Here is a 17,502-nt window from a genome sequence, read left to right on the forward strand (position 1 = left end):
CGGCCGATGACCCGCCTGGTCTCCGGCGAGGAAGTCCCCCTCGAGAGCCACGACAAGGCGCTTCGGCCCCAGACGCTCTCCGAATTCGTCGGCCAGGAGCAGGCAAAGGGCAATCTCTCGGTGTTCATCGAGGCGGCCAGGGCCCGCAACGAGGCCCTGGATCACGTGCTGCTGTTCGGCCCGCCGGGCCTGGGCAAGACCACCCTGGCCCAGATCATCGCCCGCGAGCTGGGGGTCAATTTCCGCGCCACCTCCGGCCCGGTGCTGGCCAAGGCCGGCGACCTGGCCGCCATCCTCACCAACCTCGAGCCCAACGACGTCCTGTTCATCGACGAGATCCACCGGCTGCCGGCCAACGTCGAGGAGATCCTCTATCCGGCCATGGAGGACCACGTCCTCGACCTGATCATCGGCGACGGGCCGTCGGCGCGCGCGATCCGCATCGACCTGGCGCCCTTCACCCTGGTGGCGGCGACCACCCGGGCGGGGCTCCTGGCGACGCCGCTGCGCGACCGGTTCGGCATCCCGCTGCGCCTGGAGTTCTACACCCACGCCGAGTTGCGACAGGTGCTGGCCGGGGCCGCGGTGAAGATGGGCCTGTCGCTCAGCCCCGACGGGGCCGCGGAGATCGCCGCCCGCGCCCGGGGCACGCCCAGGGTGGCCGGACGCCTGCTGCGCCGGGTGCGCGACTTCGCCGCCGCCGACGGCCACACGATCATCGACCAGAAGGCCGCGGCCTCGGCGCTCGCCCGCCTGGATGTGGACGAGAAGGGCCTCGACGCCCTCGACCGCCGATATCTCCGCGCCCTGATCGACAACTACGCCGGCGGCCCCGCCGGGGTGGAGACCCTGGCCTACGCCATCGCCGAGGCCCGCGACGCGGTGGAGGACGTCATCGAGCCGTTCCTGCTGCAGCAGGGCTTCATCCAGCGCACGCCGCGCGGCCGGATGGCCTGTTCCAAGGCCTATGAGCACCTGGGGCTGGCGGCGCCGAAGGCCTCCGTCCTACCGCCCTCAGATCTGTTCGATAAATGACCGCCGAGCCCTCCGCCGGCTGGCTGGAAGGCCGCGAGCACCTGCTACCGGTGCGCATCTACTATGAGGACACGGACTTCACCGGGGTGGTCTATCACGGCAACTACCTGCGCTATTTCGAGCGGGGGCGGAGCGATTTCCTGAGGCTGGCCGGCGTCAGCCACGCAGCGCTCCTGGAGCTGCCGGAGCCGGCCGCCTTCACCATCACCCGCATCTGCGTGGACTTCCGCCGCGCCGCGCGGATCGACGACGCACTCATGGTCAGGACCACCTATGACCGGGTGAGGGGCCCGCGCCTCTACATCACCCAGCGCATCCTTCGCGGCGAGGACCTGATCGCCACCGCCGAGGTCGAGGCCGCCTGCATCGACCTGAAGGGCCGACCGAAGAAACCACCGCCGGGACTGGTCGCCGCACTGGCGCCGCTGTTCGCCCCGCCGCCATAAGATCGCCACCACCCCGCCCCAAGCACGACCGCAAGACTACGGAGCTCGCGCGACACCCATGGACCCGGCCGCCGCCATCACGCCCGAGAGCTTCAACTTCCTGACCCTGTTCCTGCGCGCCGACTGGGTGGTGAAGCTGGTCATGGTCGGCCTGGGCGTCGCCTCCCTGGCCTCCTGGGCGATCATTCTCGACAAGACCTTCCGCTTCGCCGCCCTGAACCGCCAGGCCGACCGCTTCGAGGACGCTGTGGCCTCCGGCCGCAGCCTGGAGGACGTCGCCGCCGACGCCGGCGAGCGCCCCCGCCATGCCCTGCCGCGGATGCTGCAGGGCGCATTGCGCGAATGGCGCGAGGCCCGCGCCAAGGGCCAGGCCACCGACAGCCAGGCCGCCTTCCTGATCCAGCGGATCGACCGGGTGCTGGACACCACCATCGCCCGCGAGAGCGCCCGCGTCGAAGAGGGCCTGGGGGCGCTGGCCATCGTCGCCACCGCCTCGCCGTTCGTCGGCCTGTTCGGCACCGTCTGGGGGATCATGCAGGCCTTCCAGGCGATCGCCATCCAGAAGAACACCTCGCTGGCCATCGTCGCGCCGTCGATCGCCGAGGCGCTGTTCGCCACCGCCATCGGCCTGGTGGCCGCGATCCCGGCCTATATCGCCTTCAACGCCTTCTCCACCGCGGCGGGCAAGTACACCGGCCGGCTGGAAGGCTTCGCCGACGACCTCTCCACCGCCATCCAGCGCCGCCTGGCGGAGCGGGGTTAGGCCGTGGCGCTGTCCGCCAACGACGCCTTCGCCGCGGGCGGCGGGTCGCGCAGGCGGCGCCGCTATGGCCGTGGCCGGCGCGGCGCGCTGTCGGAGATCAACGTCACCCCGCTGGTGGACGTCATGCTGGTGCTGCTCATCGTGTTCATGATCTCCGCGCCGCTGCTCACCGCCGGCGTGCCGGTGGAACTGCCCAAGACCGAGGCCGGCGCCATGCAGGACCAGCCGGAGCCGCTGACCGTCTCGATCCGCGCGGACGGGTCGATCTACGTCCAGGAAGACCCGATCGCCTTTTCCAGCCTGGCGCCGCGCCTGCAGGCCATGGCCGACGGCGAGCCCAAGCCGATCTATGTGCGCGCCGACGGCCGCGCCTCCTATGAGGTGGTGGCAAGGGTGATGGCGTCCCTGTCGACCTCAGGCTTCACCGCCATCAACCTGATCACCGATACGGGCGGTCCGTCCTCGGGCGGCAAGCCGGAGGCCGCCGGGCCGTGAGACGCGCCGATGTCACCCCGGCCATGCTGGGCTCGCTGGCGCTGCACGCCGGGGTCATCGCCATCCTGGCCGTCTCCTGGGAGACCCGCGACCTGAAGGTGGGCTCGGTGGTGCCGGTGACCATCGTCGCCAACGCCCCCGACACCGACGTCCGCCCCGCCGTCCAGGCGGAGCAAGAGGCGCCCGCCCTCACCGAGCAGCCGGTCCCCGACGCAGCCCCTAAGTCCGCCCCGCCGGCGCCGGAACCGACCCCCCAGCCCCCCGCGCCAACGCCCCCGGCCGCCAAGGCCGCGCCGCCCAAGCCCACGCCGACGCCAGTCCCCAAAGCCGCCACCCCCCTGGCCAAGGCCGCCCCCGCCAAGCCTGCGCCGAAGGCCGCCGAGAAGGGCCTGGACCTCGACGCCCTGGCCGCCAGCCTGTCGAAAGCCGCCCGCCCGGCCAGCGCGCGGCCGTCGTCCGCCGCCAAGGGCCCGGCCCGGCCGGAGACCGCCACGGTGGCCCGCAACACCACCGGCGCGGGGCTCTCCGGCCTGGCGCTGTCAGGCCTCGCCGAAGAGTTGCAACGCCGCTGGAACCCCAACTGCGAAGTGGAGGGCGGTCGCGACGTGGCTGTCCGCGTCAGCTTCACCCTGGGCGCCGGCGGGCAGGTGGTCGGCGACGTCACCTCGCAGATCCGCGGCGCCCAGACCTCGGTCAGCCAGGCGGCGGCCGAGCGGGCCGTGCGCGCCGTCTATGCCGCCTCGCCGTTCCGCACCCTGCCCAAAGAGTTCTACGGCGACCGCATCGGCGTAAACTTCAACGCGCGGGAGGCCTGCGCCACATGATCACGACCAAAGTCTGGAGCCCGTCCATGCCGCTGAAGTCCCTGCTGCTCGCCCTGGCGCTGATGGCGGGCGCGAGCCTGGCCGCAGCGCCCGCCCGCGCGGAGATTGAGGTCAACGTCAACAGAGGCGACGTCCAGCCCCTGCCGATCGCCACTCCGGCCATGGGCGGCGCCGCGGTGGGCGCGGAGATCGCCAACGTCATCGCCGCCAACCTGCAGCGCTCGGGCCTGTTTCGGCCCCTGGACCCCGCCAGCTTCATCGAGCGCGACCTGAACGCCGCGGTGCAGCCGCGTTTCGCCGACTGGAAGCAGATCAACGCCCAGGCCCTGGTCAACGGCCAGGTGACCGTGGAGGCCGGGCGCCTGCGGGTGGATTTCCGCCTGTGGGACGTGTTCGCCGAACAGCAGCTGCTGGGCCTGCAGTTCACCTCCAGCCCGGAAAACTGGCGGCGCGTGGCGCACAAGATCTCTGACGCGGTCTATGAGCGGCTGACCGGCGAGAAGGGTTATTTCGACACCCGCGTGGTGTTTGTCGCCGAGAGCGGCAGCCGCGCCAAGCGGACCAAACGCCTGGCGATCATGGACCAGGATGGCGCCAACCCCAGCTACCTGACCGACGGCTCCTACATCGTCATGACGCCCCGGTTCTCCTCCACCAGCCAGGAGATCACCTACATGGCGCTGCGGCCCGAGGGCTCGTCGATCTACCTGTTCAACCTGGAGACCGGTCGCCGGGAGAGCCTGGGCGACTTCAAGGGCATGGTGTTCGCCCCGCGCTTCTCCCCCGATGGCGGGCGTGTGGCGTTTTCCGTGGAGCGCGGGGGGAACAGCGACATCTTCGTCATGGACCTGAAGAACCGCACCTCGGCCCGGCTCACCGCCGACCCCTCCATCGACACCTCGGCCTCGTTCTCGCCGGACGGGAACCGGATCGTGTTCAACTCCGACCGGTCCGGCTCGCCGCAGCTATATGTGATGGGCGCCGACGGGGCGAGCCCGCGGCGGATCACTTTCGGCGGCGGCCGCTACACCACCCCGGTGTGGAGCCCCACCGGCGAGTTCATCGCCTTCACCAAGCAGTCCGGCGGCCAGTTCCACATCGGCGTCATGAAGCCTGACGGCACCGACGAGCGGATCCTCACCTCCAGTTACCTGGACGAGGGTCCCACCTGGGCGCCCAACGGCCGGGTGCTGATGTTCTCCCGCGAGGCCTCCGGCGGCACGCCGAAGCTGTGGAGCGTCGACGTCACCGGCCGGGTCCTGCAGCCGATGCCCTACCCCGGCGCCGGCTCCGACCCCGCCTGGTCGCCGCTGCTGAACTAGGCTTGCGCCGCATTGCCGCCCGATAGACCCTGCCCAACTGCGCCGAGACGCGCCGAAACACCCGAGGAGACCTCTTTCATGGCCGCCAGCCGCAATAGCCGCACCGCCCTTCGCCTCGCCCTGGTGGCGACGGCGGCCGTGTCGATGGCCGCCTGCTCGTCGCGACCGAAGCCCAGCTTCCCGACCGCGCCGGGGGCGGGGGCGGGATCCACCGCGCCGGTCGCGCCGAACACCCGCGGCCAGGCCCCACCGCCGGTGAGCGGCGCAGCCCTGGGCGCCCTGCCCGGCTCGCAGCAGGACTTCGTGGTCAATGTGGGCGACCGGGTCTTCTTCGACTTCGACCAGTACGAGGTCCGCGCCGACGCCACCCCGCTGCTGGACGCCCAGGCCGCCTGGCTGCGCCGCTATCCGGCCGTCAGCCTGCGCATCGAGGGCAACGCCGATGAGCTCGGCACCCGGGAGTACAACCTGGCGCTGGGCGCCCGCCGCGCCAATGCGGTGCGCGACTACCTGGCCGGCCGCGGGGTGACCGGCGACCGCATCTCCACCGTCTCTTTCGGCAAGGAACAGCCCATCGACACGGGCGCCAGCGACGAGGCCCACGCCCGCAACCGCAATGCGCGGACCGCCATCGTCGGCGGCGCCCGCTAGGCCGCAGCCCGGATGTCCCGTTTCGCCCTGCCCGCGCTGGCCCTGGCCGTCCTGCTCGCCGCCGCCCCGGCGGCGTCGCAGACGCCCATGGACGATCCGCTGGACGCCCGCGATGGGCGCCGGGTGGAGCGCATGGAGAAGGTGGTCCGCGAGCTGCGCGCCATCGTCTTCCAGGGGCGCGACAAGGGCGTCCCGGTGGTGGTCCAGCCCGCCGACACCGACGCGCGGATGCAGGACCTGGCCAGCCGTATCGGCGACCTGGAGCAGACGCTACGCCGGCTGAACGGCTCGCTGGAGACCGCCACCCACGAGCTGGACGTAGCCAAGCGGGAGAGCACCGCCCTGCAAGCCCAGGTGAAGGCCATGGCCGACCGGCTGGCCGCCGCGGAGGTGAAGCTGGCCGAGCCGCCACCGCCGCCCGAACCGCCGGTGGAGGCCGCGCCAGCAGCCAGCGCCGCGGACGCCTTCGGCACGGCGCGCAAGCTGATGCTTTCGGGGGACTACGACGCCGCGGAGAACGCCTTCGCCGGCTTCGTGGAGGCCTATCCCGACGCCGCCCGCACCCCGGAGGCCCGCTACTGGTGGGGCAAGACCCTGACGGTGCGCGGCGCCCACGCCAGCGCCGCCACCGCCTATATCGGCGCGATCCGCGGCTGGCCGCAGACCACCTGGGCGCCCGACGCCGTGGTCGAACTGGCCCGGTCCCTGGTGGCGCTGAAGAAGCCCGCCGACGCCTGCCAGACCCTCGCCGAACTCGGCCGCCGCTATCCCAAGCCGCCGGCCACCGTCGCCAGCCGTGCGGCAGCCGCCCGCACCCAGGCCAAATGCGCCTAGACGCAGCCGACGACGCCGCCACACCCGTCCTGCGGGACGCCGGCGATTGCGCCCGCGAGGCCCTGGACCGCCGTCTGCTGAGCTCCGGCAAGCGCCCTGTGATGGTGGCTTTCTCCGGCGGCGGGGATTCCCTGGCCCTGCTGCTGATCGCCCAGGGCTGGGCGCGCCGCGCCGGCCGCGAGGTGGTGGCGGTCACCGTCGATCATGGGCTGAACCCGCAGAGCCCGGCCTGGACCGCGGCCTGCGCGGCCACGGCCGCGCGGCTGGACGTGGGGTTCGAGCGCCTGGCCTGGCTGGGGCCCAAGCCCGCCACCGGCCTGCCCGCCGCCGCCCGCGCCGCCCGCCATCGGCTGATCGCCGAGGCGGCGCGCAGCCTGGGCGCCCGGGTCATCCTGATGGGCCACACCGCTGACGACGTGTTGGAGGCCCGCGCCATGCGCGCAGCCGGCGCGACCACGCCGGAGCCCCGGGACTGGGCGCCCTCGCCGGTGTGGCCGCAGGGCCGCGGCCTGTTCGTGCTGCGCCCGCTGCTGGGACTGCGCCGGGAGGACCTGCGCCGCTGGCTGCGGATGCGCGGCGAGAGCTGGATCGAGGACCCCGCCAACGCCGACCCCCGCTACGCCCGGGTGAGGGCGCGCGCGGTCACCAGCGGCGCGCCCGGTCGCGTCACCCCGGACGAGCCGGCCGTCCTCGGCCTAGGCGAGACGATCACCGAGGACGCGGGCGTGCTGAGCCTGTCGCGCCAGGCTTTCCGGGATGCGCCCGGCGGCGAGGCCGACCGTGTCCTGGCGATCGCCTGCGTCTGCGCCGGCGGCGGCGAGCGGCGCCCGGCCGGCGCCCGGGTGGCGCGTCTGGCCGCGCAGATCCGCGGTGGAGAGGCCGTCGCCGCCTCCCTGGCGGGCGCCCGGGTCGAGGCCGACCCCATGACCATCCGCATCAGCCGCGAGCCCGGCGAGGCGCGCCGCGGCGGGCTGGCGCAGGTGGTGCTGCCGGTGGGTGAGCCGGTGATCTGGGACGGGCGCTATCGGCTGAAGGCCCGCCAAGCGGGCCTGGTGGTCCGCCGGCTGGCGGGCTGCGCGGCGCGCCTGCCCGGCGACCAGCGGCAGGCGCTGAACGCCGTGCCGGCCCGGGCCCGCGGCGCCCTGCCGGCGATCATCGACGCGGAGGGGACGGTGAGCTGCCCCGTCCTGGCGCCGATGGCCGGCGTCAAGGTGAAATCCCTGGTCGCCAAGCGCCTGCGCGCCGCCTGTGGCCTGGTGACGCGGGAGTTGGTCTAGGTCGTGGCCTCATAAAGAGCCGCGGTGCGGACGAGGTCGCCGAGGCGACCTCCGCAAGGTCTGAATTGGGTGGGGACCGGACGTTGGCTCCCGTGCAGCGTCGCGATCAAGGCTGACCTATCCTGGTGAGGTGGCGCACGACGGGCAGTCAATTAGATGCCTTGGCGCGCGGCAGGCGCCTGCCCCTCTGATGGCTCAACGGCAGGATCACGACCAGGGCCACGGCGCCCATGATCAGACCGTTGAGCCGGGGGTCAAACCAGGAGCCCTGGATAGGGAAAAGCTGCCAGCAAAGATTACTGACGGCATGTACCATCGCGACCGCGAATACGCTGCCGCCAGTCTTGTTGAACAGCCAGACCATAAGCAGTCGCAGGGCCAGCGTGCCGAGCGTCCACCAAGCGATCCAGCCCACTGATCGATGAGCGTCCAGGAGCGCAGGGTAGTGCCAGACTGCCGAGACCCCGCCGATCAGCAACGCCGCGGGAAGCGCGCCCAGGCGTTCCTGAAGCGGATCGAGAGCGAACCCTGTCCAGCCTAGTTCCTCGCTCAATGCAGCGACCAGGAAGACTGCGAACAACGCCATGACGGTGAAGATGTTGATCCTTGGATCGGGGATGCCGGATCCATTGCATCGCAAGATTAGGAAAGAGGCTGCGCTAACGGCGGGTAAGAAAAAGAGGATCGGCAGCCACCAGGCCCTTGGCTTGATCCGGCCGAAATCGAGAGTCTGCTTCAGCAACATCAACGCGGCAGCCATGCCGCCACGCCGCCACGATAGGAAGAGCGCGGCCGCGGCAGGACAGGTCACGGCTAGGGCGGCTACCGGCAGGCCCGGCATGAGTTGTATCCCGCTGGCCGCGCTGATTGCGTAAAACGGCGTCGTCAGCAGAAGGGTCAATCCAAAGAACGCGAAGACGTCTCGCATCCTTCGCGGATGACTGAGCGCGGCTCGGGATTCCGTACCATCAAGCGCAGCCACGACCGGCCTCATAGAGAGCGCGGAGGACCGCACGCGCTGGTCTAACACGTCGAGACGGCTGTGCTGCAGGGCATCTCTCACCTGGAACTTCAGGCAAGTGAGTTGATAACCACACTCTGGAACGTGGCTCCGAAGCGGACTTTCCCAACGTCCGATACGGGTCGGGAACAGTCATTTACGTGGCGACAGGAAGCGGATTCCAGCGAGGCCTTATGAGGACACGACCTAAAGCGTCAGCCGGGCCCGGGCGCGGCCGTCGGGGGTGACGCTGACGGTGTCGAGGCCGTCGATCTGCTGGGCGGCTTCCTCGGCGCGGGCCTGGGCGCCGAGCACCGGCGCGGAGTCCGCGAGGATCGCTTTTCCGGTCTTGAGTTGCAGCTTCGCCTCCATCAGCGCGCGCTTGCTTTCCGGGATGCTCGAGACGTGGGCCACACGCACCCGCCGGGGCACCCGCGAGGCGGCCTGGAGGGGCAGGTCGTCGGCCTCGGCGAAGGCGCGGCCGAGGAACAGGCTGGGGTTCAGCGGCCGGTCGCGCTGGTCGCGGATTTCCAGGTGCAGGTGCGGGCCGGTGGACGTGCCGGTGGAGCCGATGCGGCCTATGCTGTCGCCCGCCTTAAGGGCCGCGCCAAGCGCGACGCCGGCGCCCACCGCGCCCATGTGGGCGTAGAAGCTGGAGAGGCCTTCCGCGTGACGGACCTCCACAAAGCGGCCGTAGGAGGAATTCTGGCCGGTCTCGACCACCACCCCGTCGGCCACCGCCAGGATCAGCTCGCCCGCGTGGGCGGAGATGTCGACGCCGGCGTGCAGGCGACCGTGGGCTTCCCAGGGCATCTGCCGCAGGCCGAAGGGCGAGACGATGTCGCGGCCCGGCACGGGCTGCTGGAAGCTGATCAGGGCAGCGGGTTCCTGGGGAGCGGCCGGGAACGCCGCCAGGGCGAGGCTGACCGCCGGCGCAGGGGCGCTGACCACGGCGATTTTGTCCGGCAGGGCGGCGTGCGCCATGGTGATGGCGCCCAGGGCGACGAAGCCGCCGAGGACAGCGTCCATGATCCAATGCGGGGCGCGCCCGCTGCGGGCCAGGTTCAGTTCCATCAAAGCAAGATATCTCCCAGCACTGCCGAGCTTAACTACGGTTCGTCGTGGGTGAGACGACCGCGCTTCGGCGAACTCCGCCCATCACCGGACGGTTAATTGCCGGGCCTTCTAGGCGAAAACTAGGCGAGTGGCCACCATTGTTCGCCCAGCGCTCTTCTGGCGCATATTCAGGTGAGCTCTACTGTAAGGCTGGCGGGGGCCAGAACTGCAGGGGAATCGCGGCGGATCTTGTTCACCGCCGAGCCCGCCCCCGCCGGCGGCTGATCACAGGCCTTTGATGATGCCCTCGACCATCTTCTTGGCGTCGGCGAACAGCATCATGGTGTTGTCGCGGAAGAACAGCTCGTTCTCCACGCCCGCATAGCCCGAGCTCATGCCGCGCTTCACGAACAGCACGGTGCGGGCCTTCTCGACGTCCAGAATCGGCATGCCGTAGATGGCCGAGGTCTTGTCGGTCTTGGCCGCCGGGTTGGTCACGTCGTTGGCCCCGATGACGAAGGCCACGTCGGCGGTGGAGAACTCCGCGTTGATGTCCTCCAGCTCAAACACCTCGTCGTAGGGGACGTTGGCCTCGGCCAGCAGCACGTTCATGTGGCCGGGCATGCGGCCGGCCACCGGGTGGATGGCGTACTTCACCTCCACGCCTTCTGCCTTCAGGCGGTCGGCCATCTCCCGCAGGGCATGCTGGGCCTGGCTCACCGCCATGCCATAGCCGGGGACGATGATCACCTTGCTCGCGTTCTTCAAGATGAAGGCCGCGTCTTCCGCCGAGCCCTGCTTCACCGGCCGGGTCTCGATCTGGCCGGCCGCGCCGGCGGCGCTGTCGTCGGCCCCGAAGCCCCCCAGGATCACCGATATGAAGCTGCGGTTCATCGCCCGGCACATGATGTAGCTGAGGATCGCGCCGGAGGAGCCCACGAGCGCCCCGGTGATGATCAGGGTGGTGTTCTCGAGCGTGAAGCCCAGGGCTGCCGCCGCCCATCCCGAGTAGCTGTTCAGCATGGAGACCACCACCGGCATGTCGGCGCCGCCGATGGGGATGATCAGGGTGACGCCGATCACCAGGGCCAGGGCGAAGATTCCCCAGAAGGCCCAGAGCGCGGCGCCGCCGCTCATCACCAGCACCACCGCCAGGGCGACGATGCCAACGGCGAGGGCAATATTCAGCAGGTGGCGGGCGGGCAGCAGGATGGGCGCGCCGCTCATGTTGCCGTTGAGCTTGGCGAAGGCGATCACCGAGCCGGTGAAGGTGACGGCGCCGATGGCCAGGCCCAGGGACAGCTCGATCAGCGAACTGAGGTGCACCACGCCGGCCGCATCGGCGATGCCATAGGCCTGGGGCGTGTGGATGGCGGCCACCGCCACCAGGCAGGCGGCCATGCCCACCAGGCTGTGGAAGGCGGCCACCAGCTGCGGCATGGAGGTCATGGCCACGCGCCGGGCGATGATCGCCCCGATGGTCCCGCCGATGGCCACGCCGCCGGCGATCAGGCCGAGCGTCAGGGCGTCGAGCACGCCCTGGCCCCAGAGGGTCAGCAGGGTGGTGGCGACCGCGATGGCCATGCCGATCATGCCGTTGCGGTTGCCCGCCTGGCTGGAGGTGGGCGAGGACAGGCCGCGCAGGGCCAGGATGAACAGGACGCCGGAGATCAGGTAGGCGATGGCCGCGAGATTGGCGTTCATTGGTCGGCGCCCCCCTGGCGCTTCATCAGGGTGCGGATCGCGCCGACCAGGCCGAAGATGATCACCACCGCGCCGGCCACCAGCAGCACCTGGCCCCAGACGCCGTCGGCCAGGCCGGGGACCCGCTGGGTCATGCCCACCAGCACGCCGCCGGCGGCCACCAGCAAGGCGGCGCGGGAGAGCTCGGCGTTGCGGCTGTGGCCGGAGCTCACGTGGACCCCTCCGCCTTCGCGGGGCGGTCCTTCTTCTTGTACATGGCCAGCATCCGCTGGGTGACCAGGAAACCGCCGAAGATGTTCACCGCGGCGAAGGCCGCGGCCACCCCGCCGGCGCCCTTGGAGATCAGCACGTTGCGGGTGAGCTCCCCGTCGGCGCCATGGGCCGCGGCGGCCAGCAGGGCGCCGACGATGATCACCGAGGAGATGGCGTTGGTCACCGCCATCAGCGGCGTGTGCAGGGCCGGAGTGACGCTCCAGACCACGTAGTAGCCCACGAAGATCGCCAGGACGAAGATCGCCAGGCGGAAGACGGTTGGGTCGACGGCTTCCATGATCAGGCTTTCAGTTGCGGATGCACGACCGCGCCGCTCCGGGCGACCAGGGCGGCCTTGAGGATCTCGTCCTCGTAGTCCGGCGCGAACTGGCCGTCCTTGTCGAGCAGGAGGCCCGCGAAGGCCATCAGGTTGCGGGCATAGAGCGCCGAGGCGTCGGCAGGGATGCGGCCCGGCAGGTTCGGCACGCCGAGGATCTTCACGCCGTTGGCGGTGACCGCCACCTCGCCCAGCTTCGCGCCCTCCACATTGCCGCCCTGCTCGATGGCCAGGTCGACGATCACCGAGCCGGGGCGCATGGAGGCGACCTGGCTGGCGGACACCAGCTTGGGGGCCGGCCGTCCGGGGATCAGGGCGGTGGTGATCACCATGTCCTGCTTGGCGATGTGGCTGGAGACCAGTTCGGCCTGCTTGGCCTGGTACTCCGGGCTCATCTCCTTGGCGTAGCCGCCGGCGGTCTGGGCGTTCTTGAACTCCTCGTCCTCGACGGCGAGGAACTTGGCGCCGAGGCTCTCCACCTGCTCCTTGGTGGCCGGGCGCACGTCGGTGGCGGTGACCACCGCGCCCAGGCGCCGGGCCGTGGCGATGGCCTGCAGGCCGGCGACGCCGACGCCCATGATGAACACCTTGGCCGCGGCCACGGTGCCGGCGGCGGTCATCATCATCGGCATGGCCTTGCCGAAGGCCTCCGCGCCCTCGATCACCGCGCGGTAGCCGGCGAGATTGGCCTGCGACGACAGGGCGTCCATCACCTGGGCCCGGGTGATCCGGGGCACGAACTCCATGGCGAAGGCCACGGCGCCGGCCTTGGCGAGCGCGTCCAGGGCGGGGCGCTCGTTGTAGGCGTTGAGCAGGGCCACCACGATGGTCCCGGCCTTCAGGGCGGCGATCTCGTCGGCCTCGGGACCGCGAACCTTCAAGAGGATGTCGGCCTTGGCCAGGGTGTCCTTGAGGGTCCTGGCCACCGTGGCGCCGGCCGCGGCGTAGTCGGCGTCGGGATAGGAGGCGGCCAGCCCCGCGCCCGCCTCGATGGTGACGGCGAAGCCCTGGCCGATCAGCTTTTTCACCGTCTCCGGGACCGCGCCGACGCGCGTCTCTCCGGCGCGGCGTTCCTTGGTGACGGCGATGACGGCCATGCCGCGAAGTCCCCCAGAGCTGGCGCAAGTGGCGCGACCTTACGGGCGCCCTTGAGAGTCTGTCCAGAAGCCGCGCTCGGGGGTGGCGCGGCAAGGCGAATCCGGTCCTTCGCTTCCGTCGCCAGCGGCGCCATCATCGCAGCCGGGCGGCACGGCGGAGACGGGGGCTGGCATGCGGACTGAGACACCTGGCGCGGGCGGTCGCGCTTGAAGGCCGAGCGGGCGTTTGGCCTGATCCTCATCGCCGGCTACCTGATGGTGCTGGCCATCGGCCTGCCCGGCCACCTGCAGACCGATTCGGTTATCCAGCTGCTGGAAGGCCGCTCGGGGATCTACGCCTCGTTCAATCCGCGGATCATGTCGTGGATGCTCGGCCGGTTCGACGCCGTGCTGGCCGGGACGGCCCTGTTCGTCACGGTGAGCGCCGGGCTGATCTACGGATCACTGCTTTCGCTCGGCCGGCTGCGCGGGCGGGTGAGCTGGTGGGCGGTTCCTGTAGCCGCGGCGCTGGCCGCCTCACCCCTGCTGCTCATCTACCAGGGCAGCGTCCTGAAGGACGTGGCGTTCGCCAACCTGGCCGTGGCGGGCTTCGTGGCGCTGGCCTTCGCGGCCAAGTGGCGCGACGAGCCGCGGCGGGCCGTGGTCCCGCTGGCGGCGGCATTGGTGGCCTTGGCCATCGCAGCGCTGACCCGGCAGAACGGCGCCCTGGCGGTGGCGATGGCCGCGATCGCGATGGTGGTGGTGACCCACGGCCGGGGGCGGCTGGCGGCGCGAAGCGGTTGGGCGGCGGTGGCCTTCGTGGCGGTGCTGGGCTCCGGCGTGCTCGCCACCAAGGCCATCGAGCGGGCCCACGACGTCCCAGACGACGCCACCCGGGTGGGCCTGCGGGTGCTGGAGCACTACGACATCGCCGGGATGGTGGCCGCGGAGCCCGACGCCGCCCTGCCGGAGATCGAGCGCGTCGACCCGAAACTGGCCGCCCTGGTACGCCGTCAGGCGCCCCTGGAGTACTCCCCCGAGCGGGTGGACAAGCTCCTGACCATCAACCTGTGGGGCCTGGACGACGCCGCGGTGCAGCGGACCTGGGCGGGGCTGGTGATGAGCGAGCCGGAGGCCTACCTGCGGCACCGCCTGAGCGTATTCGGCTGGGCCTTCATGCCGCCGAACCTAAGCGTCTGCCTGCCACTGCACGTCGGCGTCGACGGCCCGCCGGAACGGCTGCAGGCCCTGGGCATGCAGCGGCGGATGGATGTGCGCGACACCCGCGCCTACGCCTATGCGCAGCGATTCTTCCCGACGCCGGTCTATTCGCACCTGGCCTATCTGGTGGTGGCGCTGGCGGTGGCGGGGCTGCTGCTGACCCGACGCGAGCCCGCGGACCTGGTGATGGTGGCGATGCTGGCGGCGGGGGTGGCGTTCGCGGCCAGCTTCCTGGCGATCGCGATCTCCTGCGACTACCGCTATCTCTATTTCCTGGATCTCAGCGCCATGACCGGCCTCATCTACCTGGCGGTCGATCCGCCGACGGCGCAGGTCAGGCGGCTGTGGCGGACGCTGGCGCGGCGCTGAATCCTTAGTGGTCCGTCTTGCGGTCGCGCAGCAGGAGGGTGCCCAGCACGACCAGCACCACCGCCGCGGCCGCGCCGCCCAGGAAGCCGATGTCGGTGCAGAACCAAATGGTCAGCCAGAAGAGCGCGGCGGCCAGGTAGAGCGAGCCCCACTTGGTGAGGCCCATCACCAGATGGAAGGTGGCCTGCTGCTCGCGGATATCCATGGCGCCGCGGTGGTAGTCGGAAGCCGGGTCGGCCATCGGAAGCGCTCTCTCGAAGGATACGGGTCTGGAGCGGGTGCTACACGAAGCGCGCGGGCCACTCAAGCGGGCCAGGCGGCCAGCAAGGCGCGGAGCGCCGCCACCAGGGCCAGGGGCTGGTCGATCATGATGTGGTGGTGGGCGTCGGGGATCTCCACCTCGATGATGTCCGCCGGGAAGGGCGAGGGCATGCCCTTGCGCTTGCGGTCCATGATCCGGCTCCGGGCGCCGAAGATATGCACCAGGGGGGTGGTCACCTTCGCCCCGCCATCCGGCGGCGGCATCATCCCGGCGCGGTCGAGCTTGGTCCACATGTTGGGGTCGAAGCGCCAGGTCCAGCCCTCGCCCGAGCCGTCCTCCATGGGCGCCCGCTTGAGCGAGCGGCGGGCGATGTAGTCGGCGATGAAGGGGTGGCCGGCCGGCTGCGGCGGCATCAGCCGGAAACGGGCCAGCGCCGCCTCCAGGGTCGGATAGACCCGGCTGGGCCGGTCGGTGGTGGGGATGTTGCGGATCTCGGCCATCCGCTTCGCGCGCTCGGCGATCACCTCCGGCGGCGGGCCGCCGAAGCCGGTATCCACCAGGATGGCGGCGTGCATCCGCTCCGGGTGGCGGGCGGCGGCGAAGAACACCTGGCCGCCGCCAAAGGAGTGGCCGATGTAGACCGGCTTGCGGCCGCCCTCATAGAGCCCGGCGGCCCGCGCGCAGGCCTCGGCGTCCTCGGCGAAGTCGAGGAAGGAATAGGTCTCGCGCCAGTCCGAGGCGCCCATGCCGGCCAGGGACATGGAGGCCACCCGGTAGTCCTGGGCCAGGAAGGGCGCGATGAAGCTCCACCAGTCAGCGTGGGCGCTGTTGCCGTGCACCAGGAGCAGGCCCGGCTTGCCCACCTCGCCCCAGGTCAGCAGTTCGAGCTTGGCCCCCAGGGACTCCACGAAGGTCCGCTCCGGCGCCTGGGCGATGGCGTCCTTGAACCACTGCGGCGCGGGGGGCTCGGCGCCCTTGAAGGCGGCCAGGGGGGCGCGCACCTCCGGCGGCAGGTCGGCGGGATCGGAATGGAAGGGGCGGTCGTCGTAGGTTTCTTTCGCGGCCCCGCCGGGCGCGCCGGTAGCTTGATCGGACATGGCCCGTGACTAACAAGCGTTTGAAAAATGGCAAGCGGTTCCTCCCAGCTGGTGGGACCGCCCTTAGGATTTGTCAGTCGCCGTCTTTAGGAATTGTCGCAAGCCGTACTGATTGCCGAGGGAGAGGCTGCTTTCGCGACCAAGGGCTGCCTTCCCAATATCCGCGACATTTCAATTGGGATTCGGCAGCCAAATCAGTCAGGCGCTTTCCCATTGTCCAGGATTGAGAAAGCGGATTGAGAAAGGACTTTCGGCCGCCGCGACTTGAGGCAGTCGGCCGGGCGCCAACAGTCGACATTGACGCGCGCTCGCTAAGCAGACCCAGCGGATGTCCGCCCTGGGTGGAGGCTGTGTGGAAACGCGCCGGCCGGGCTGTTTGGTGGATTGAGGAATTGCGGCTGATCTCGGCGAGCGATCGGATGAGACGTCTGGAGACGAAGAGTTGAGCGTCCCCCTCAGGCCCTAATCGCCGCCATGAGGGGCTGGACGCCCAGGATCGCGATCGCCCGCTTCAGATTGTAGGCCAGGACGTGGAGGCTCATCTCCGTTCGCACGTTCTGGAGCCTCTTGGTCTTGAAGTGCGTCGCCCCCATCCAGGCCTTCAGCGTGCCGAAGGGGTGTTCGACGGTGGCCCGGCGGATGCGCATAGCCTTGGGATGTTGCTCGAGCCTGGCCTGCATTGCCTCGATCACCGCCTCATGCTCCCAGCGGGTAACGCGGCGCTCGACGCTCGGTGTGCATTGGGCCTTCAGCGGACAGGCCTGGCAGCTCGCCCTGTCCCAGTAGCGGTGCAGGGTCAGGCCCTTTTCCACCGTCGTCATGTGGTGCGGGAGCAGGCTCCCGGCCGGGCAGCGGTAGACGTCCTGTTCGGGGATGTAGACGAAGTCCTGCTTGCCGAAGCGCCCGTCGGCCTTGGCGCCTGAGGTGAGCGGCTTGGGCACGTAGGGGATGACGCCCAAGGTCTCGCAGGCCAGCACCTCCTCGCCGGAGAAGTAGCCGCGGTCGGCCAGTACATCGAGGCTCTCAACGCCCATCGCCTCTCTGGCCTGGGCACCCATGTTCGCGAGCTGAGCGCGGTCGTTGCCCACGTTCGTCACCTCGTGGGCGACGATCAGGTGATGCTTGGCGTCGACGGCGGTCTGGACGTTGTAGCCCACCATCCCCGTCCCCTTGCCGTTGGTCGCCATGGCGCGCGCGTCCGGATCGGTCAGCGAGATCTGCTGGTCCGGCGCGGCATGCACCTGGACTTCGAGGGCCTGGAAGTCCTTCATCTGCTCGCGCAATGCGGCGATCTTTTCCGTCAGCCGCACCGACTTGGTCTGGGCCTGTTCGCCATCGTGGCGATCAGCCGTCTCAAGGGCGGCCATGTACCTGGCGATGCTGGCCTCCACCTGCTCCATCCGCCGCTGGATCGAGGCGCGGGTGAAGTTCTTGTCGCGGGTGTTCACCGCCTTGAACTTGCTGCCGTCGATCGCCGCCAC

At 70.5% G+C, this 17,502-nt stretch carries 19 protein-coding genes; 10 read left to right on the forward strand and 9 right to left on the reverse strand.

Translation table 11 applies throughout. The annotated features are described in order from the left end of the window. The first annotated feature begins 6 nt into the window (after positions 1-6). From ruvB to tilS, 9 genes are all read left to right on the forward strand, one after another. Positions 7-1,035 (forward strand): Holliday junction branch migration DNA helicase RuvB, encoded by a 1,029-nt coding sequence (gene ruvB / locus ACLL81_RS02745; RefSeq protein WP_411286830.1) that lies wholly within the window; start codon positions 7-9, stop codon positions 1,033-1,035. Next, positions 1,032-1,481: a YbgC/FadM family acyl-CoA thioesterase gene (locus ACLL81_RS02750; protein WP_411286813.1), complete on the forward strand. Its 450-nt coding sequence runs from the start codon at positions 1,032-1,034 to the stop codon at positions 1,479-1,481. The genes ruvB and ACLL81_RS02750 overlap by 4 nt, the downstream gene beginning before the upstream one ends. A gap of 58 nt (positions 1,482-1,539) precedes the next feature. After that, a complete protein-coding gene (gene tolQ, locus ACLL81_RS02755) occupies positions 1,540-2,244 on the forward strand; it encodes a protein TolQ (RefSeq protein WP_411286814.1) in 705 nt (234 codons plus the stop codon). A gap of 3 nt (positions 2,245-2,247) precedes the next feature. Further along, positions 2,248-2,739, forward strand: coding sequence for an ExbD/TolR family protein (locus ACLL81_RS02760; protein ID WP_411286815.1), 492 nt, complete (start codon positions 2,248-2,250; stop codon positions 2,737-2,739). Next, complete coding sequence (locus tag ACLL81_RS02765) at positions 2,736-3,563, forward strand: energy transducer TonB (RefSeq protein ID WP_411286816.1); 828 nt, start codon at positions 2,736-2,738, stop codon at positions 3,561-3,563. The genes ACLL81_RS02760 and ACLL81_RS02765 overlap by 4 nt, the downstream gene beginning before the upstream one ends. Positions 3,564-3,589: 26 nt before the next feature. After that, positions 3,590-4,885: a Tol-Pal system beta propeller repeat protein TolB gene (gene tolB / locus ACLL81_RS02770; protein ID WP_411286831.1), complete on the forward strand. Its 1,296-nt coding sequence runs from the start codon at positions 3,590-3,592 to the stop codon at positions 4,883-4,885. Between the two features lie 78 nt (positions 4,886-4,963). Next, complete coding sequence (pal, locus tag ACLL81_RS02775) at positions 4,964-5,536, forward strand: peptidoglycan-associated lipoprotein Pal (RefSeq protein WP_411286817.1); 573 nt, start codon at positions 4,964-4,966, stop codon at positions 5,534-5,536. A gap of 12 nt (positions 5,537-5,548) precedes the next feature. Next, positions 5,549-6,370 (forward strand): tol-pal system protein YbgF, encoded by an 822-nt coding sequence (ybgF, locus tag ACLL81_RS02780; RefSeq protein ID WP_411286818.1) that lies wholly within the window; start codon positions 5,549-5,551, stop codon positions 6,368-6,370. Next, complete coding sequence (tilS, locus tag ACLL81_RS02785; protein ID WP_411286819.1) at positions 6,361-7,647, forward strand: tRNA lysidine(34) synthetase TilS; 1,287 nt, start codon at positions 6,361-6,363, stop codon at positions 7,645-7,647. The genes ybgF and tilS overlap by 10 nt, the downstream gene beginning before the upstream one ends. 148 nt (positions 7,648-7,795) lie before the next feature. Here tilS and ACLL81_RS02790 read toward each other — a convergent pair whose 3' ends face one another. The 6 genes from ACLL81_RS02790 to ACLL81_RS02815 all read right to left on the reverse strand — a co-directional run bounded on the left by ACLL81_RS02790 (position 7,796) and on the right by ACLL81_RS02815 (position 13,093). Beyond that, the gene (locus tag ACLL81_RS02790; protein WP_411286820.1) at positions 7,796-8,629 is read right to left on the reverse strand and encodes a CPBP family intramembrane glutamic endopeptidase; all 834 of its coding nucleotides are present in this window, start codon (positions 8,627-8,629) and stop codon (positions 7,796-7,798) included. 225 nt (positions 8,630-8,854) lie between these two features. Then, positions 8,855-9,721 carry a M23 family metallopeptidase gene (locus tag ACLL81_RS02795; protein WP_411286821.1) on the reverse strand — a complete coding sequence of 289 codons (867 nt, stop codon included), beginning with the start codon at positions 9,719-9,721 and terminating at the stop codon, positions 8,855-8,857. A 267-nt stretch (positions 9,722-9,988) separates the two neighbouring features. Then, entirely contained in the window at positions 9,989-11,407 is a 1,419-nt protein-coding gene (locus tag ACLL81_RS02800; protein WP_411286822.1) for an NAD(P)(+) transhydrogenase (Re/Si-specific) subunit beta, read from the reverse strand. After that, positions 11,404-11,619: a hypothetical protein gene (locus tag ACLL81_RS02805; protein ID WP_411286823.1), complete on the reverse strand. Its 216-nt coding sequence runs from the start codon at positions 11,617-11,619 to the stop codon at positions 11,404-11,406. The genes ACLL81_RS02800 and ACLL81_RS02805 overlap by 4 nt, the downstream gene beginning before the upstream one ends. Beyond that, positions 11,616-11,957: a proton-translocating transhydrogenase family protein gene (locus tag ACLL81_RS02810; protein WP_411286824.1), complete on the reverse strand. Its 342-nt coding sequence runs from the start codon at positions 11,955-11,957 to the stop codon at positions 11,616-11,618. The genes ACLL81_RS02805 and ACLL81_RS02810 overlap by 4 nt, the downstream gene beginning before the upstream one ends. Before the next feature lie 2 nt (positions 11,958-11,959). Further along, positions 11,960-13,093 carry a Re/Si-specific NAD(P)(+) transhydrogenase subunit alpha gene (locus ACLL81_RS02815; protein ID WP_411286825.1) on the reverse strand — a complete coding sequence of 378 codons (1,134 nt, stop codon included), beginning with the start codon at positions 13,091-13,093 and terminating at the stop codon, positions 11,960-11,962. A 207-nt stretch (positions 13,094-13,300) separates the two neighbouring features. Here ACLL81_RS02815 and ACLL81_RS02820 point away from each other — a divergent pair, with 207 nt between their 5' ends. Then, positions 13,301-14,662: a hypothetical protein gene (locus ACLL81_RS02820; protein WP_411286826.1), complete on the forward strand. Its 1,362-nt coding sequence runs from the start codon at positions 13,301-13,303 to the stop codon at positions 14,660-14,662. A 4-nt stretch (positions 14,663-14,666) separates the two neighbouring features. Here the strand turns inward: ACLL81_RS02820 and ACLL81_RS02825 are convergent, their stop codons facing one another. From ACLL81_RS02825 to ACLL81_RS02835, 3 genes are all read right to left on the reverse strand, one after another. Continuing rightward, positions 14,667-14,903: an aa3-type cytochrome c oxidase subunit IV gene (locus ACLL81_RS02825; protein WP_411286827.1), complete on the reverse strand. Its 237-nt coding sequence runs from the start codon at positions 14,901-14,903 to the stop codon at positions 14,667-14,669. 62 nt (positions 14,904-14,965) lie between these two features. Continuing rightward, on the reverse strand, positions 14,966-16,021 hold the full coding sequence (locus ACLL81_RS02830; RefSeq protein ID WP_411286828.1) for an alpha/beta fold hydrolase: 1,056 nt from the start codon (positions 16,019-16,021) through the stop codon (positions 14,966-14,968). Positions 16,022-16,476: 455 nt separating this feature from the next. Then, positions 16,477-17,502, reverse strand: a 1,026-nt coding sequence (locus ACLL81_RS02835; RefSeq protein WP_411286829.1) for an IS1182 family transposase, incomplete at its 5' end; no start/stop codon positions are given.

The sequence above is a fragment of the Phenylobacterium sp. genome (genome assembly GCF_046590535.1).
Classification (GTDB): Bacteria; Pseudomonadota; Alphaproteobacteria; order Caulobacterales; family Caulobacteraceae; genus Phenylobacterium.

Coding starts and splice junctions, on each gene's coding strand:
- ACLL81_RS02795 (WP_411286821.1), bottom strand. CDS start 9,721: ATGGAACTGAACCTGGCCCGCAGCGGGCGCGCCCCGCATTGGATCATG.
- ybgF (WP_411286818.1), top strand. CDS start 5,549: ATGTCCCGTTTCGCCCTGCCCGCGCTGGCCCTGGCCGTCCTGCTCGCC.
- tolB (WP_411286831.1), top strand. CDS start 3,590: ATGCCGCTGAAGTCCCTGCTGCTCGCCCTGGCGCTGATGGCGGGCGCG.
- ACLL81_RS02750 (WP_411286813.1), top strand. CDS start 1,032: ATGACCGCCGAGCCCTCCGCCGGCTGGCTGGAAGGCCGCGAGCACCTG.
- ACLL81_RS02800 (WP_411286822.1), bottom strand. CDS start 11,407: ATGAACGCCAATCTCGCGGCCATCGCCTACCTGATCTCCGGCGTCCTG.
- ruvB (WP_411286830.1), top strand. CDS start 7: ATGACCCGCCTGGTCTCCGGCGAGGAAGTCCCCCTCGAGAGCCACGAC.
- ACLL81_RS02815 (WP_411286825.1), bottom strand. CDS start 13,093: ATGGCCGTCATCGCCGTCACCAAGGAACGCCGCGCCGGAGAGACGCGC.
- pal (WP_411286817.1), top strand. CDS start 4,964: ATGGCCGCCAGCCGCAATAGCCGCACCGCCCTTCGCCTCGCCCTGGTG.
- ACLL81_RS02810 (WP_411286824.1), bottom strand. CDS start 11,957: ATGGAAGCCGTCGACCCAACCGTCTTCCGCCTGGCGATCTTCGTCCTG.
- tilS (WP_411286819.1), top strand. CDS start 6,361: ATGCGCCTAGACGCAGCCGACGACGCCGCCACACCCGTCCTGCGGGAC.
- tolQ (WP_411286814.1), top strand. CDS start 1,540: ATGGACCCGGCCGCCGCCATCACGCCCGAGAGCTTCAACTTCCTGACC.
- ACLL81_RS02830 (WP_411286828.1), bottom strand. CDS start 16,021: ATGTCCGATCAAGCTACCGGCGCGCCCGGCGGGGCCGCGAAAGAAACC.
- ACLL81_RS02825 (WP_411286827.1), bottom strand. CDS start 14,903: ATGGCCGACCCGGCTTCCGACTACCACCGCGGCGCCATGGATATCCGC.